We start from the raw sequence: 14,401 nt of genomic DNA, 5'->3' as shown, positions 1-14,401 counted from the left end.
TATGAACCTGCTTGCATTGACGCATCCCGATCTGGTTTTTATCAACCCGCCGCACCGTTCGCCTGAAGCGCTAATACGCTGGCTCGCCGAACCGCTCGCCAGGCAAAAAATCATCAGTGATGAAGAAACGTTCATCCAGAGCGTGTTACAACGCGAAAGTGAAGGTCCTACCGCGCTGGGTGAGGCGCTCGCCGTCCCGCACGGTAAAACCGAGGCGGTGCAGCAGGCGGCATTTTGTCTGGCGCTCTTTGACGACCCGATACGCTGGCCCGGGCTGGATGGTGACGAAGAGGTGAGAATGGTTTTCCTGCTCGCCATTCCGCCCGCGGAAGCAGGGAGTACCCATATGCAGCTGCTGACGACGCTGACCTGTTTATTGACGGAAGATCGGGTGCGTGAGCGACTGCTGGCGGCGCGCACCCGGGAAGAGGCGATGTCCGCGCTGAGTGCTGAAGAACCACAAAAACAGGACGATGCTCCTGAACGCTCCTTTCTCATCCCGGTGGTGCTGGGCAGTATCGCAACCGCAGCCTTTTTGCAGGCGGGACTGAGCTGGGTCTGCGGGGGGAGTTAAATGAACAGCGCTTAGCACACACCGTGCTGAGCGCTTGTTTTTGTTGAATAATCAATCAGATTTTTCTCGCCCGCCTTTACAATCGCTGAAGCGCCCGTCGTTTGTACTCTCGTCTTTTTACTTTGTTCTGCATCAAATAAATCGCAAACATGTTTGATGCAAATCACTATATGTAGCACTTAAAATGCACGCCGACCCAACATCTTGTATTTATCGTCTACTATTCCAACAACAAGACGGCGCTTACGCTGGCCGGAATTGTGGATAACACGAGCTGGGAACGCGGGAAGTCTTTGGCCTGGCGGGAAATGCGTCCGGTGAATACTTCTCCACCTCTGTGGATAACCTGTTTTTAAAAATGGAGTGATCATGACACCGCATGTGATGAAACGTGATGGCTGTAAAGTGCCGTTTAAATCAGAGCGCATCCAGGAAGCCATTCTGCGTGCAGCTAAAGCAGCGGGAGTCGATGACGCAGATTACTGCGCCACCGTCGCAGAAGTCGTTAGCAGCCAGATGAATGAACGCAGCCAGGTCGATATCAACGAGATCCAGACCGCGGTTGAGAACCAGCTCATGGCGGGGCCTTACAAGCAACTGGCGCGCGCCTACATTGAGTACCGCCACGATCGTGACGTGCAGCGCGAGAAGCGCGGTCGCCTGAACCAGGAGATCCGTGGCCTGGTGGAGCAGACCAACTCTGCCCTGCTCAACGAAAACGCCAACAAAGACAGTAAAGTGATACCGACCCAGCGCGACCTGCTGGCCGGTATCGTCGCCAAACACTATGCCCGTCAGCATCTGCTGCCGCGCGACGTGGTGTCTGCGCACGAGCGCGGCGAGATCCACTATCACGATCTCGACTATTCGCCGTTCTTCCCGATGTTCAACTGCATGTTGATCGATCTGAAAGGTATGCTGACCCACGGCTTTAAAATGGGTAACGCGGAGATTGAACCGCCTAAGTCGATCTCCACGGCTACCGCGGTCACGGCGCAGATTATCGCCCAGGTCGCCAGCCATATTTACGGCGGCACCACCATTAACCGCATTGACGAAGTGCTGGCCCCGTTCGTGACGGCGAGCTTCAACAAGCACCGTAAAACCGCCGAAGAGTGGCAGATTCCGGACGCGGACGGCTATGCGCATTCCCGTACCGAGAAAGAGTGCTACGACGCCTTCCAGTCGCTGGAATATGAGGTGAACACGCTGCACACCGCCAACGGCCAGACGCCGTTTGTAACCTTCGGCTTTGGCCTGGGCACCAGCTGGGAATCACGCCTGATCCAGCAGTCGATCCTGCGCAACCGTATTTCCGGCCTCGGCAAAAACCGTAAAACCGCCGTGTTCCCGAAACTGGTGTTCGCGATTCGCGACGGCCTGAACCACAAGTTTGGTGACCCGAACTACGACATCAAACAGCTGGCGCTGGAGTGCGCGAGCAAGCGCATGTACCCGGACATCCTGAACTACGATCAGGTCGTCAAAGTGACCGGTTCGTTTAAAACGCCAATGGGCTGCCGCAGCTTCCTCGGCGTCTACGAGGATGAAAACGGCGAGCAGATCCACGACGGGCGTAACAACCTGGGCGTGATCAGCCTCAACCTGCCGCGCATCGCGCTGGAGGCAAAAGGTAATGAAGCTGAATTCTGGACACTGCTGGATGAACGTCTGCAGCTGGCGCGGAAAGCGCTGATGACCCGTATCGCCCGTCTGGAAGGAGTCAAAGCCCGCGTCGCGCCGATCCTCTATATGGAAGGGGCCTGCGGCGTGCGCCTGAAGGCGGACGATGACGTATCCGAGATCTTCAAAAACGGCCGCGCGTCGATTTCGCTGGGCTACATCGGCATTCACGAGACCATCAACGCCCTGTTTGGCGACACGCACATGTACGACAGCGAAGCCCTGCGTGAGAAAGGCATCGCCATCGTTCAGCGCCTGCGCGACGCGGTAGACCAGTGGAAAGAGGAAACCGGCTACGGTTTCAGCCTGTACAGCACCCCAAGCGAGAACCTGTGCGACCGCTTCTGCCGCCTGGACACCGCCGAGTTCGGGATTGTGGAAGGCGTGACCGATAAAGGGTACTACACCAACAGCTTCCACCTCGACGTCGAGAAAAAGGTGAACCCGTACGACAAGATCGACTTCGAAGCGGCCTATCCGCCGATCGCCAGCGGCGGCTTCATCTGCTACGGCGAGTACCCGAACATTCAGCACAACCTGAAAGCGCTGGAGGACGTGTGGGACTATAGCTACCAGCACGTGCCGTATTACGGGACCAACACGCCAATTGATGAGTGTTACGAGTGCGGCTTCACCGGTGAGTTTGAATGTACCAGTAAAGGCTTCACCTGCCCGAAATGCGGCAACCACGATGCAGCTCGCGTCTCCGTGACCCGTCGCGTGTGCGGCTATCTCGGCAGCCCGGACGCCCGTCCGTTTAACGCCGGCAAACAGGAAGAAGTGAAGCGCCGCGTGAAGCATCTGGGAAATGGGCAGATCGGTTAATCCTCTGCCACGTTAATGCCCGGTGGCGCTGCGCTTACCGGGCCTACGGACCGCTCTCTTTTGTAGGCCGGGTAAGCGCAGCGCCACCCGGCGTGGTTATTCGCTATGAACTATCACCAGTACTACCCTGTCGACATCGTCAACGGCCCCGGCACCCGCTGCACGCTGTTTGTTTCCGGCTGCGTCCACGAATGCCCCGGCTGCTACAACAAAAGCACCTGGCGACTCAATTCCGGCATGCCGTTCACCGCGGAGATGGAAGATAAAATCATCAACGACCTGAACGACACGCGCATCAAACGCCAGGGGATCTCGCTCTCCGGCGGCGATCCCCTGCACCCGCAAAACGTGCCGGATATGTTGAAGCTGGTGAAGCGCATTCGCGCAGAGTGTCCGGGAAAAGATATCTGGGTCTGGACGGGCTACAAGCTGGATGAACTGAATGCGCAGCAAATGGAAGTCGTGGATCTGATTAACGTGCTGGTCGACGGCAAGTTCATGCAGGATTTAAAAGACCCGGCGCTCATCTGGCGCGGCAGCAGCAACCAGGTTGTACATCATCTGCGTTGATCAAAGGCGGATATTATCCATCCGCCCTTATCTCAAAAACGACTCAAACTCTCCATCGCCACCGCCTTAAACCCGGCGAAATCCTCGCAGCTACAGAGCCGTGACATCGCCCGCTCGCGCAGGAAAGTGACGAAAATATCGTAAATCGCCATCGCCTCTTCGTACTCGCTTTTGCTGATGGCGAGCAGGAAGATAACGTGCGCGGTTTCGTCGCCCCACTGCACGCCGTGCGGGGCGAGCACGGTGTAGACCACCGTTTTCTGCGCCAGCAGGCCGAGGGAGTGCGGCAGCGCGATGCCGTCGCCGAGCATGGTGCTGACGATAGCTTCACGCTCAACAACCGAATCCAGAAACTCCGCGCCGACAAAGCCTTCGGCCTCAAGCTGTTCACACAGCTCGCGGAAGAGCGTCTGCTGATCGATCGGCTTGTCGATAATGCGGAAATGGGCCGCGTCGAAGTATTTATCCAGCATCCACGGGCGGGTGCGGTCCACCAGCACCAGCTTGCCAATCTGCTCTAACTGGTAGTCGGTCGGGAACGGGGCGATCATCACCACCGGTTTTGACTTTTCGCTGACGCGGGCGGTCGCGATCACAAAGTCTTCGCTAATGGTTTCCGCCAGCTCGTACTCGCGCAGGGTGAGCGTGCGCGTCACCTCAATCTGCGGGTATTTACGCTGCAGTACCGCCTCAATCATGCGCACCATGGCATTACCGGCGTCGCATACCAGCAGCACGCGCGGCTGACGCTGGTAGCCGATGTTGTAGTGGCGCTCAAGCCCGACGCCAATATGCAGCACCAGGAAGCCAATCTCGTTTTCGCTGATCACATACGGCGTGTATTTGCCCCAGCTCGACACCGCGGCCAGCGTCATGTCCCACGCCATCGGGTAGTGCTGCTTGATGTTATCCAGCAGCGGATTGGGGATCATGATTTGATACCGCACGCGGGTGATCATGGTTTTGATGTGCGTGAGCAGGTCCGCGTGCAGCTGCGCGTCGCTGAGCAGGTTGTAGTTATAGTGAGTGTTGATATAGCGCAGGATGTAGTTGACCAGCGCCTCGTCGTCGTCAGCGTTAATGGCGCTGGGCGCGATCTCCTGAATCTGCCGCGCCGCAATGTGCACGCACAGCCAGCTCTCCTCCGACGGCGAAAGCGCCTTGCCCGCCAGCTGCTGGATGGTCACCGCGATATCCTTCGCCGCCTCGCGCACGTTCTCTTCCACGTCTTCGGCATGGAATTCCGGCAGCGGGTAACCTTCGCTGATGCGACGTACCGACACCGCGCAGTACAGGCGCAGGAACAGCTCGCCTTCATCGGTCAGGCGAATGTGGTGACGGGTCAAGGCGTCGTGCAGCACCGGCACCATCTGCTCCGCCACGCCCGCATTGAGCGCCACGTCGGTTACCAGCGGGTTCAGGCTGTCCTGCTGCGCCAGCTCCCAGAGCAGATCGGTCAGGCAGGCGCGGGTCGACATCTCGCTGCCAAACAGCTTCATGCCGTGGCGCGGACGGGTTTCCAGCGTCAGGTTGTAGCGATGAAACCACTCGCGCACCTCCGCCATATCGCTTTGCAGCGTGGCGCGGCTGACGAACCATTCGTCCGCCAGATCCTCCAGCTTAAGCGAAAACGCAGAGGTCAGAAAACGCACCACCAGATAATGCACGCGCTCCGGCCCGGTCCGCGGGATACGCAGCGCGCGCGGGTGGGATGCCTGAAGCTGCTGATAGCGCTCGGCGTCCTCAATTTTGAGCTGGTAGCCGTTGCCCCGGCTCAGGATGAACTGCGCGCCGTGGCTGGCCAGCAGCGCGTTCAGGGCGGTGATGTCCGCACGGACGGTTCGCGTGGAGACCGACAGCCGCTGCGCCAGCTCGTCCTGCGGCAGCGTCTCGTTTTGCAACAGGTCGAAAAGTTGCGCCAAACGTTGGTTCGGAAATCGCACGTCGTTGTCCTCTTACGGCTTAAGGTGAAATGACCATCTGGGATGGGCTGCCGACCGGGGTATAGTCTGGCTCAAAGCTCAATTTCCCGTCCTGCGCCACGCGGAAGCGGGTAATGTTGTCGCTGCGCTGGTTCATGACGTACAGCCAGCGCCCCTGTTTATCGAGCGTCAGGGTGCGCGGGTAGTCACCGCGCGTCCACACATCGTCCTGATGCGTCAGCGTGCCCTCCGCCGTTACGGTAAAGTGCCCGATGCTGTTATGCAAACGGTTAGCCACATACAGCTGCTTACCGTCGGCGCTTAATGCGAGCCCGGCAGCAAAGCTGGTGCCTTTGTAACCTTCCGGCAGGGCAGAAACCGTTTTACCCTCTTTCAGGGTGCCGTTGGTATTCACGGTATACCGGGTGAGCGTAGACGCCTCTTCGTTAATCAGCCACAGGGCATCGCCCTTCGGCGTAAAGACAAAGTGGCGCGGCCCGGCGCCTTTCGAGGAGGCGCTGATAAACGGCGGATCGTTCGGCGTCAGCTTTCCTGTCCGATCGTCAAAGCGGTACTGATAGATGCGATCCAGCCCAAGATCGGTGGAAAAAATGTATTTCCCGCTCGGATCGGCGGCGATCATATGCGCATGGGGGCCGTTATGATCGCTGATCGCGAAGCTGCCCTCGACGGCAGCTTCCGGCTTCGCCGCGCCCGGTTCGCCTTGATCCTGATGTGTGTCCGTGGCGTCACCCAGGCTGCCGTCTGCGTTAACGGGCAGCACCGCGATAGATCCGCTGACGTAGTTCGCCACCAGCAGATGCTGGCCGTTCGGCGTCAGGGAGAGATACACAGGCCCGGCACCGCCGGAGGCCACCTGACTGAGCTCGCTCAGCTCACCGTTATCGCCGACGCGCAGCGCCTGCACCACGCCCTGCTCCACTTCGCTTGCCAGATACAGCGTTTTGCCGTCCTGTGAAAGGGTCAACTGCGCCGCATTCGGCAGTTTGCTTACCAACGTTTTATCGTTCAGTGCACCGGTTTGCGGGTTAACAGTAAAACGGTACAGCCCTTCACCGTTCGGATTATAGGTACCCACCCAGGCGTATTGCGTCTGGGCGACAGCGGCGGTGGCGAACATTGAGAGTGAAGCGACAAGCAAGGTACGGGTGTGCATGGTGGCTCCTGTATAGGTGTGAGTTCTACTTCACCAGCTTCTTCGTCATCGCCAGCAGCGTACGCACATCTTCCGGACGCGTATCACCGCTGGCTTTGTCGATAATCGAGCTGTAGATATGCGGGATGATTTTGCTCACGCCCGCGTCGAGGGCGATCTGCAGGATCTCCTCATAGTTTTCCAGATCGATACCTCCGGTCGGCTCCAGCCAGAAGTCGTGACGGGCGCAGGCTTCCGCCACCGCTTTGTACTCGTCACGGCACTTCAGGCCGCCCATCGGGAAGTATTTGATAGAGCTGCCGCCGAAATCTTTCAGCAGAGCAATCGCCGTTTCCACCGGCACAATGCCGTCCGGCGCCGCGCTGCTCAACGGGCCGGTGGAAATTTTCACCATCCCGACGGTACCGGTCGGAGAGACCAGACCGTTGACCACGGAGTCATTTTGCCCCAGCAGCGCGCGGCTGGTGGCCACGCCGGTAAAGACCTGGTTAACGTGCTGCGGCTGCACCTGGCGGGAGATCTCGCTCACCATCGCCGACTGGTTCGGATCGCCCGCGCCCAGGCCAACGGAGAGCGCGTTATCAATCAGCTTCGCGTATTCGCGCATATCAGCGACCGCGCTCGCCACGTCCGGGTAATTTTTGGAGAGCACGCCCACCAGCACGTGGCCTTCCGCCGCCTCGTAGATGGCGCTGGCGTTGGCCTTTGAGCCAGCCAGCACGTTCAGACAGACGCGGTCACGGTAAAAGTTGGGGGTCAGTTTCATGCGTTTTTCTCCTGTCCTAATACTTCACTAATGCGGCGGTACACAATGTTCAGCTGGTCAGCGTTTACGCTGCGCACGTCCGCCTCGATAATCCCTTCGTTGGCCTTGTAGCCACGGAAGTAAATGGCGTACTCGCCCTGCTTGAGCTTCGCCACCAGGTCCCCCGTGCCGACGCCGGTGGTGGCTTCGTCAAACTTAATCTCGGTGCGGGCGATGTCGCGTCCGGCGCTGTCCCAGACCACGCGCGCGGTCACACCGTTCAGGGTGTTGAGCGCCTCGATAAACGGCGTCATTTTCGCCACCATCTCGGCACCGCTCTCTTTGGTGGCCGTCAGATAGTGTTCGATGGCGCAGGTCAGGCCAAGAATGCCCTCTTTACCCACCTTCATGGCGCGGCCAATCCCCGCCGTCTGGCGCTTCACCCACTCAACGTACTGGGTCTTGCCGATCACCAGCCCGCTGGTGGGGCCTTCGATCGCCTTCGCACCGCTGTAGATCACCAGGTCCGCGCCGGCGCGGTAGTACGCGTGCAGATCTTCTTCCGCCGCGGCATCGACGATGAGCGGCAAGTCGTGTTTACGTGCGACAACCGCCGCCTGCTCGACGCTGAGCATGCTTTTCTGCACGCAGTGGTGAGATTTGATGTACACGATCGCCGCCGTGCGCGGGGTAATCGCCGCCGCCAGCTGATCGGCGGAACATTCGTTGGCGTAGCCCGCTTCCACCAGCCTGCCGCCACCCAGCGCCACCATGGTGCCCACCGGCGCGCCAAAGTTCACGTTGTGCCCTTTCGGCAGGACGATCTCGTTGTTCTCAATCGGGGTGACGTGCAGGTTTTCCAGCAGCCAGTCGCTGTCTTTCACCAGCACCGCCGCCACGGACTGGGCGATGCCCGCCGACGCGCAGGAGACCACCGTCGCCCCTTCCACGTCCAGCAGCTTCGCGATGTATTCCCCGGTTTTATTGACCAGATCCTTCATCTCGAAATAGTGATTCATGCCGTCCATCGCCGCCTGTACCACCTCCGGGCGCGGCGTGGAGACGCCCAGCGCCGTCATGCGGCCAGAGGTGTTGATAACCTGCTTTAAGCGGTACTTCTCATAAATCGAAGGCATGTTCCGTGCTCCCTTGTTCAGTCATGTAGCCCTTGCCCGCGCGGATCGCGGCAAGCGGCACCAGTATGTGTTCAGCCTGCAGGCTGTCGTTTTCGGCATCCGTCAGCACCGTCGGCTGACGTTTAAGGGTGAACAGCGTCAGGTCGGCGTCGAGACCCGGCTGAATGCGGCCCTTGCGCGTCAGGCGCAGGCCGTCGGCGGCATTCGCCGTGACGCAGTCAATCACCTGCGGCAATGACATGCCGATGGCGAGAAACTTCGACATCACGCTTGCCAGCGAGCCCACCGGGCCGTTGATGCGGTTGCGGCAGTAGATATCTGAGCTGATGGTGTGCGGCAGAATGCCCATCGCGATGGCGCGTTTTGCCACCTCAAAGCTAAAGCTCGCCGTGCCGTGCCCCACGTCCAGACGCACGCCGCGCTTCAGGGCAGAGGATATGGAGGCGCGCAGCTCGCCCGAGGGCGTCAGAATGCGGTTAGGCTTGCCGTTATAGCAGTGGGTAATGATGTCGCCGGAACTCAGGAGTTCGGCGATTTCGTCGAGATTTGGCGGGTTGTTGCCGATGTGGACCATCAGCGGCAGGTCGCCGTTCTCTTTCTGAATCGCTTTCGCGCGCTCCAGCGGCGTGATGCCGTTGTCACCGACCACGCTGCTGCTCATGCGTGCCTTCAGGCCGACGATAAAATCAGGGTGGCGCTTCACCGCCTGCTTCACCGCGTCGGCGTCAACATTGGCCATGTTGGCCAGCTCGTTCTGGGCAATCAGCCCCACGCGGGAGATGTTCAGCAGGGCAAAGACCTCGGTGGAGGCCTTGCCGGTAATCGCGTAGAAATCGTCCACGTCGTCGGCCCCGGTGCTGCCCGCGTCTACCACGGTGGTCACGCCGGTGGCAACGCCCACGCTGTCCGGTTCGTCGTGGTAAATCGGGGAGTTCGGGTAGCAGTGTACGTGGGAGTCAATCCAGCCTGCGCTGACGAACACGTCACCGTTTAGCTCCACCGTTTTGCGGGCGGGAGCGTCTATGTCGCCCGTCGCGGCGATCTTCCCGTCCTGAATGGCGATATCGGTCAGGGTATCGTCGGCGAGGCGCGCACGGCGCAGGAGTAAATCAAACATGAGGATCTCCTGAAAAGGCGGGCGCCGGAGCGCCCGCGAGTATTAAAGGGCAACCGGGAACAGCCAGCCCAGAATCATTGCGCCGAGGATAGCGCCACCGGTAATGGGCTTCTGCCAGATGTAGAACAGCAGCGCGCCCAGCAGAGAACCCACGCCAATCGGAATGGAGGCGGTCATGGCGCTGAGGATAATCAACGGTCCGAGGAAACGACCGGAAGCGTTGCCCGCGCCCATCATCACGTCTGCGCCGTAGGTGGAGTTGCTCTGGTTGATGGTGAACTTACGCGCCAGGATGATGACGTAGCCAATCGCCAGACCAATCACCAGGCCGGTGATCAGCGAAGCAATGAAGTTGGTCACCGGGAACATGATCCCCGCGCCCAGCAGAAGCGCCGGTACGCCGAGACCTACGCCGGTCTGGATGGCACCGCCGATGTCGAGAATACCGACCAGCGACCCTTCGATAATACGGGCGAACAGGAAGCTCGCGCCAAACGCTGCCACCGCGCCGTAAACGCCGGTATCAATTCCCGCTTTCAGCATCGCCACGAAGGCCACTTCGTTAAACGCGCCGATGCCGTAGAGGTAGTACATGTGCGTCCCGGCAAACACGCCGGAGGAGAGCAGGCCAACGAAGATCGGGAACGACCAGTCGGCATACCAAAAACCTTTATTCTGTTCCATGTCGAGGCTCCTGTTATTTACCGCTGAGCGAGTTGTGGATCATGTCGAGCCAGTTCGGCACGGTCAGATGGAAGGATTCGATCATCTTCATGTCGAAGCCGCGGAAGAAGCCGCTCAGCACGAAGAGCAGAACGATCGCCGCCATCATCACTTTGGTGACGTGGTTCCAGCCGCTCTCTTCCACGCCTTTACCGATCAGGATCCCCAGCACCAGGCCCGGTACGGCGTTGCCCATAATCAGCTGCGCCGCGCCGCCAAAGATGGTGGCCCAGAAGCCCGATTTTTTACCCGCGTCGATGGCCGCCAGCCAGAAGATCACCGGCATCACGGTGTTGACCAGCAGGTTCGCGGCAGGCACCAGCACCTTCACGGCGGTGACCTGAAGCGCAGCGGGCACGGAGGAGGCGGTAAGGTTAAGGAAGGTCACGACGATCATGCCGATCACGCCGCAGGCAATCGCCATTTTGCGCGGGTCGTGCAGCGTTTCGCCGACGTTACGGTTTTTGATCATCAGCGCGGCCGCACCCCAGTTCGGGATGATGCGGTGGTCAACGTCCTGTGTGAAAGCCCCTGCGGCCACGGAAGAGGCCCAGGCGTTAAAGAAGAAGCCTAACCCAAAGGAGAAGTGGGACGCCGGATCCCCTTCGCAGGAGTTCAGTTCCCCCAACGTACGAAACGCGCCCATACCCTGAGTGGTAGGCGCATGAAACATGCGTGCAGCCCCGGCCCCGACACCGACGCCTACCAGGCCGCCGATGATGAGCGATTTTATTAATATAATTAAGAACATCAGTCTGCCCTTTTATGAATAATCAGCGTTGCGTGACGAAATCCACCTGGTCGAGATTGATGGCGGTCACGTTGACGGTCACATCCAGCTCCACGCTGTAGGTGCGTCTTTCCCGGCGCAGAAAGAAGAACAGAAACGCTTCTTTTCGCACCGCTTCTTGCGCCTGAACGACCTGCACATCCTGTGGCTCAATACGCAGTAAGATATGCGGTGAGGCTTTCATCACCGCGGCCTGAACGTGGTTGAGCGCGTCGGCAAAGGCGCGCGCTTTGGCGTCGCCCTTCCCCTTCACTCTCACCGTGGTTGTGAACTGTTCTTTCATGCTTATGCGCCGTATTTTTTCTGCCACGCCTGTACCAGACGCTCGCCCAGCTCTTCTTTATCCATAAAGCCAAAGCCCAGCACGTTGCAGCCTTCGTTGATGGCGGTGACGCCTTCATCCACGGAACGCATACCGTATTTGGCCTTGTAGCCATATTTGGTCTGGGCGGTGATGGCACCCGCGCCGCCGCTGCCGCAGAAGGAGATGCCGAAGGTGGCGTTTTCCGCTTTCATTACGTCGCCGAGCTTCATGTCTGCCGCCATGCCCGGTACGACAACCGCGCGTCCACCTGCTTTTTCCACACCGGCCGCCACTTTCTGACCTTTACCCAGGCGATCGCCAATCACGACTGTAATCTGTTCCATGTGTTGCTCCTTAAAGGTTGTCTTTCGCGACTTCAAAGTGAACGGAGAGCAGCCAGGCTTCTTCATCAGGAAGGTTGCCAAACTGCGCTACCACTTCACGGGCAAGCCGCATTGAATCCGGTGAAATTTCGTCAAACAGCTCTGCTTCAACCTCCGGCAGCGGCTCGCCGGTCACGGACCGGTGCGCCATGGCGCGCACGTGGGAAGTAAGCATCTGCTCCTGTACCGCATTGGGGATGATGTTGTTCCGGGCCAGCAGGGCATAAACCTGCTGCAGCATGGTGTTCGCGAGCTGTTCTGTTTGCTCTGCCTGTTCCCCAACGTCGTTCATTACCGCTCCGTTAATCACTGGTCTTACCCCGTTAATGGCTCTGGAATAAAACTAACGTTGGGGGGGAATTGTTTGTAGCGAGTTGTTTTCCACTTCGAAGTGGAAAGGGGAGCCGCAGCAGTGATCTGTGCCACATAAATACGGTGAATCTGGATTAATCACGGCATTTGCGTGATGAATATCACGTATTCCAGCGGCAAAACGCGCGCCGGGGAAGCGAAAACGTTCAGGCGTGGTGACGCAAAAATGTGATGGCGATAGGGTTTACTTATTACCGCGCAAAAAAACGGGGGCCACTGGCCCCCGCTGATTATTTGTCAGATGCGCGATCGGTTAACGGTATTTCTTGTGATACGTATTACGGGTCGTCACAAACTGCTCGGCCGCCGCCTGGGCTTCCTTCACTTTGCCTTCGTTAGCGAGCTTCAGCGCGCCGTCGATCTGGCCGACCAGCACGTCAAAGCCGTGGCGGTAGTCTTTCATCTCTGCACTGTCTGCCGCTTTGCTTTCCAGTTTAGGAGGCGTCGCTTTTTGTGCGTCCAGCGCCGCTTCACGCATTTTGGTCAGCGCGTCTTTCATTTCCGCCGCATTGTCGGTTTTCTGCACCACCTTCAGGTTTTGCCCGAGGATGCCCATGTCGTCTTCAAGATCGGCAGCAAACGCAGAAGAGCCAAGAACCAGCGTTGAAGCCGCGACGATCGCTAACAGATGTTTACGCATTGCTCACTTCCTTTTTTATTATCAACAAAACGCTATCTCTATTGTCCGGCGATTTTCATTTCCGGGAGTAATACAGAACCACACTGTATATTGCTGCGTGTTTCAATATCGTTACCGACCGTAACGATATTGCGCCACATGTCCTTCAGATTGCCAGCGATGGTAATTTCGCTCACCGGATACTGGATTTCGCCGTTTTCAACCCAGAAGCCCGCCGCGCCGCGAGAGTAATCGCCGGTGATGCCGCTGACGCCCTGACCCATCAGCTCGGTCACCACCAGCCCGGTGCCCATCTCTTTCAGCATCTGCTCAAAGTTGAGGCCCTGCCCGGCAATGCGCCAGTTGTGAATGCCGCCCGCGTGCCCGGTGCTTTTCAGCCCCAGCTTGCGCGCGGAGTAGTTGGTCAGAAGCCACTGGGTCAGAATGCCGTCTTTCACGATGTCACGACGCTCGGTGCGCACGCCTTCGCTGTCGAACGGCGTGGAGGCCAGGCCTTTCAGCAGGTGCGGATGCTCTTCGATGGTGAGCCATTCCGGCAGGATCTGCTTGCCCAGCGAGTCGAGCAGGAAGGTCGATTTACGGTAAACGGAGCCGCCCGCGATAGCGCCCACCAGATGGCCAAACAGGCCGGTCGCCACTTCGTTGGCAAAAATCACCGGCGCTTTCATGGTGGAGAGTTTACGCGGCGACAGGCGAGACAGCGTGCGTTCGGCACACTCTTTGCCTACCCACTCCGGAGACTGCAAATCCCCCAGCGCGCGGCCAATGGTATAGGCGTAGTCGCGCTCCATGTCACCGTTCTCTTCGGCGATGACGCAGCTGGAGAGCGAGTGGCGGGTAGAACAGTAGCCCTGCAGCATGCCGTGGCTGTTGCCGAAGACTTTGATGCCGTAGTGGCTGTTAAAGCTGCCGCCTTCGGTATTGGTGATGCGCTTGTCGGCCTTCAGGGACGCCTGCTCGGCGCGGGCAGCCAGCTCGATCGCTTCGTCCGGCGTCACTTCCGCCGGATGGAACAGGTCGAGATCCGGCGCGTCAAACGCCAGCAGATCTTTATCCGCCACGCCGGCGTAAGGATCCGGCGAGGTATAACGGGCGATATCCAGCGCGGCCTGCACCGTACGGGCGATGGCATCCGGACTGAGATCGGTGGATGACGCACTGCCTTTGCGATTCTGGTGATATACCGTGATACCCAGCGCGCCATCGCTGTTGAATTCGACATTCTCCACTTCGCCATAGCGGGTGCTCACGCTAATGCCGGTGGTTTTGCTGACCGCCACTTCGGCGCCATCTGATTTTTCTGAAGCAAGCATCAGCGCGGTGGAGACGGCTTCTTCCAGAATCTTACGCTGCGCTTCAACTTGTGAGGTTACTTTCATCGCAAATGCCATACTGTAAGAGAGAGTTAACTGAAGTCTAACAGAGAACCGTTTTTCAGTG

The 14,401-nt window shown here is 58.8% G+C and carries 15 protein-coding genes; 3 read left to right on the top strand and 12 right to left on the bottom strand.

Annotated elements, in window-relative coordinates; translation table 11 throughout:
• Nucleotide 1: 1 nt before the first annotated feature.
• From ACHH0Z_RS19475 to nrdG, 3 genes are all read left to right on the top strand, one after another.
• The gene (locus tag ACHH0Z_RS19475; protein WP_032655196.1) at nucleotides 2-574 is read left to right on the top strand and encodes a fructose PTS transporter subunit IIA; all 573 of its coding nucleotides are present in this window, start codon (nucleotides 2-4) and stop codon (nucleotides 572-574) included.
• Between the two features lie 369 nt (nucleotides 575-943).
• Entirely contained in the window at nucleotides 944-3,082 is a 2,139-nt protein-coding gene (nrdD, locus tag ACHH0Z_RS19470) for an anaerobic ribonucleoside-triphosphate reductase (protein ID WP_023334309.1), read from the top strand.
• Between the two features lie 105 nt (nucleotides 3,083-3,187).
• The gene (gene nrdG / locus ACHH0Z_RS19465; protein ID WP_045408172.1) at nucleotides 3,188-3,652 is read left to right on the top strand and encodes an anaerobic ribonucleoside-triphosphate reductase-activating protein; all 465 of its coding nucleotides are present in this window, start codon (nucleotides 3,188-3,190) and stop codon (nucleotides 3,650-3,652) included.
• A gap of 32 nt (nucleotides 3,653-3,684) precedes the next feature.
• Here nrdG and ACHH0Z_RS19460 read toward each other — a convergent pair whose 3' ends face one another.
• The 12 genes from ACHH0Z_RS19460 to pmbA all read right to left on the bottom strand — a co-directional run bounded on the left by ACHH0Z_RS19460 (nucleotide 3,685) and on the right by pmbA (nucleotide 14,352).
• Nucleotides 3,685-5,595: a transcription antiterminator gene (locus tag ACHH0Z_RS19460; protein WP_008501401.1), complete on the bottom strand. Its 1,911-nt coding sequence runs from the start codon at nucleotides 5,593-5,595 to the stop codon at nucleotides 3,685-3,687.
• A 19-nt stretch (nucleotides 5,596-5,614) separates the two neighbouring features.
• On the bottom strand, nucleotides 5,615-6,751 hold the full coding sequence (locus ACHH0Z_RS19455) for a lactonase family protein (RefSeq protein WP_045408170.1): 1,137 nt from the start codon (nucleotides 6,749-6,751) through the stop codon (nucleotides 5,615-5,617).
• 25 nt (nucleotides 6,752-6,776) lie between these two features.
• Nucleotides 6,777-7,517 (bottom strand): KDGP aldolase family protein, encoded by a 741-nt coding sequence (locus ACHH0Z_RS19450; protein WP_008501404.1) that lies wholly within the window; start codon nucleotides 7,515-7,517, stop codon nucleotides 6,777-6,779.
• Entirely contained in the window at nucleotides 7,514-8,632 is a 1,119-nt protein-coding gene (locus tag ACHH0Z_RS19445; protein ID WP_045353096.1) for a DgaE family pyridoxal phosphate-dependent ammonia lyase, read from the bottom strand. Before ACHH0Z_RS19445 ends, ACHH0Z_RS19450 begins: the two co-directional genes overlap by 4 nt.
• Nucleotides 8,616-9,749, bottom strand: coding sequence for an amidohydrolase/deacetylase family metallohydrolase (locus tag ACHH0Z_RS19440; RefSeq protein ID WP_045408168.1), 1,134 nt, complete (start codon nucleotides 9,747-9,749; stop codon nucleotides 8,616-8,618). Before ACHH0Z_RS19440 ends, ACHH0Z_RS19445 begins: the two co-directional genes overlap by 17 nt.
• Nucleotides 9,750-9,791: 42 nt before the next feature.
• The gene (locus ACHH0Z_RS19435) at nucleotides 9,792-10,433 is read right to left on the bottom strand and encodes a DUF4310 family protein (RefSeq protein WP_013095350.1); all 642 of its coding nucleotides are present in this window, start codon (nucleotides 10,431-10,433) and stop codon (nucleotides 9,792-9,794) included.
• Between the two features lie 13 nt (nucleotides 10,434-10,446).
• Nucleotides 10,447-11,223 carry a DUF4311 domain-containing protein gene (locus tag ACHH0Z_RS19430; RefSeq protein WP_008501408.1) on the bottom strand — a complete coding sequence of 259 codons (777 nt, stop codon included), beginning with the start codon at nucleotides 11,221-11,223 and terminating at the stop codon, nucleotides 10,447-10,449.
• 22 nt (nucleotides 11,224-11,245) lie between these two features.
• On the bottom strand, nucleotides 11,246-11,545 hold the full coding sequence (locus ACHH0Z_RS19425; protein ID WP_006810338.1) for a DUF4312 family protein: 300 nt from the start codon (nucleotides 11,543-11,545) through the stop codon (nucleotides 11,246-11,248).
• Between the two features lie 2 nt (nucleotides 11,546-11,547).
• The gene (locus ACHH0Z_RS19420) at nucleotides 11,548-11,910 is read right to left on the bottom strand and encodes an SFCGS family glycine-rich protein (RefSeq protein WP_006810339.1); all 363 of its coding nucleotides are present in this window, start codon (nucleotides 11,908-11,910) and stop codon (nucleotides 11,548-11,550) included.
• A 10-nt stretch (nucleotides 11,911-11,920) separates the two neighbouring features.
• Nucleotides 11,921-12,259 carry a glycine dehydrogenase gene (locus ACHH0Z_RS19415; protein ID WP_025911967.1) on the bottom strand — a complete coding sequence of 113 codons (339 nt, stop codon included), beginning with the start codon at nucleotides 12,257-12,259 and terminating at the stop codon, nucleotides 11,921-11,923.
• Between the two features lie 315 nt (nucleotides 12,260-12,574).
• A complete protein-coding gene (gene cybC, locus ACHH0Z_RS19410) occupies nucleotides 12,575-12,961 on the bottom strand; it encodes a cytochrome b562 (protein WP_008501412.1) in 387 nt (128 codons plus the stop codon).
• A gap of 38 nt (nucleotides 12,962-12,999) precedes the next feature.
• The gene (gene pmbA, locus ACHH0Z_RS19405; protein WP_045408164.1) at nucleotides 13,000-14,352 is read right to left on the bottom strand and encodes a metalloprotease PmbA; all 1,353 of its coding nucleotides are present in this window, start codon (nucleotides 14,350-14,352) and stop codon (nucleotides 13,000-13,002) included.
• Nucleotides 14,353-14,401 lie beyond the last annotated feature (49 nt).

The sequence above is a fragment of the Enterobacter cloacae complex sp. 2024EL-00227 genome (assembly GCF_043945315.1).
GTDB classification, from domain to species: Bacteria; Pseudomonadota; Gammaproteobacteria; order Enterobacterales; family Enterobacteriaceae; genus Enterobacter; species Enterobacter roggenkampii.
Note: the sequence above shows the minus strand (reverse complement) of the source record. Positions and strands in the feature narration are given on the sequence as shown.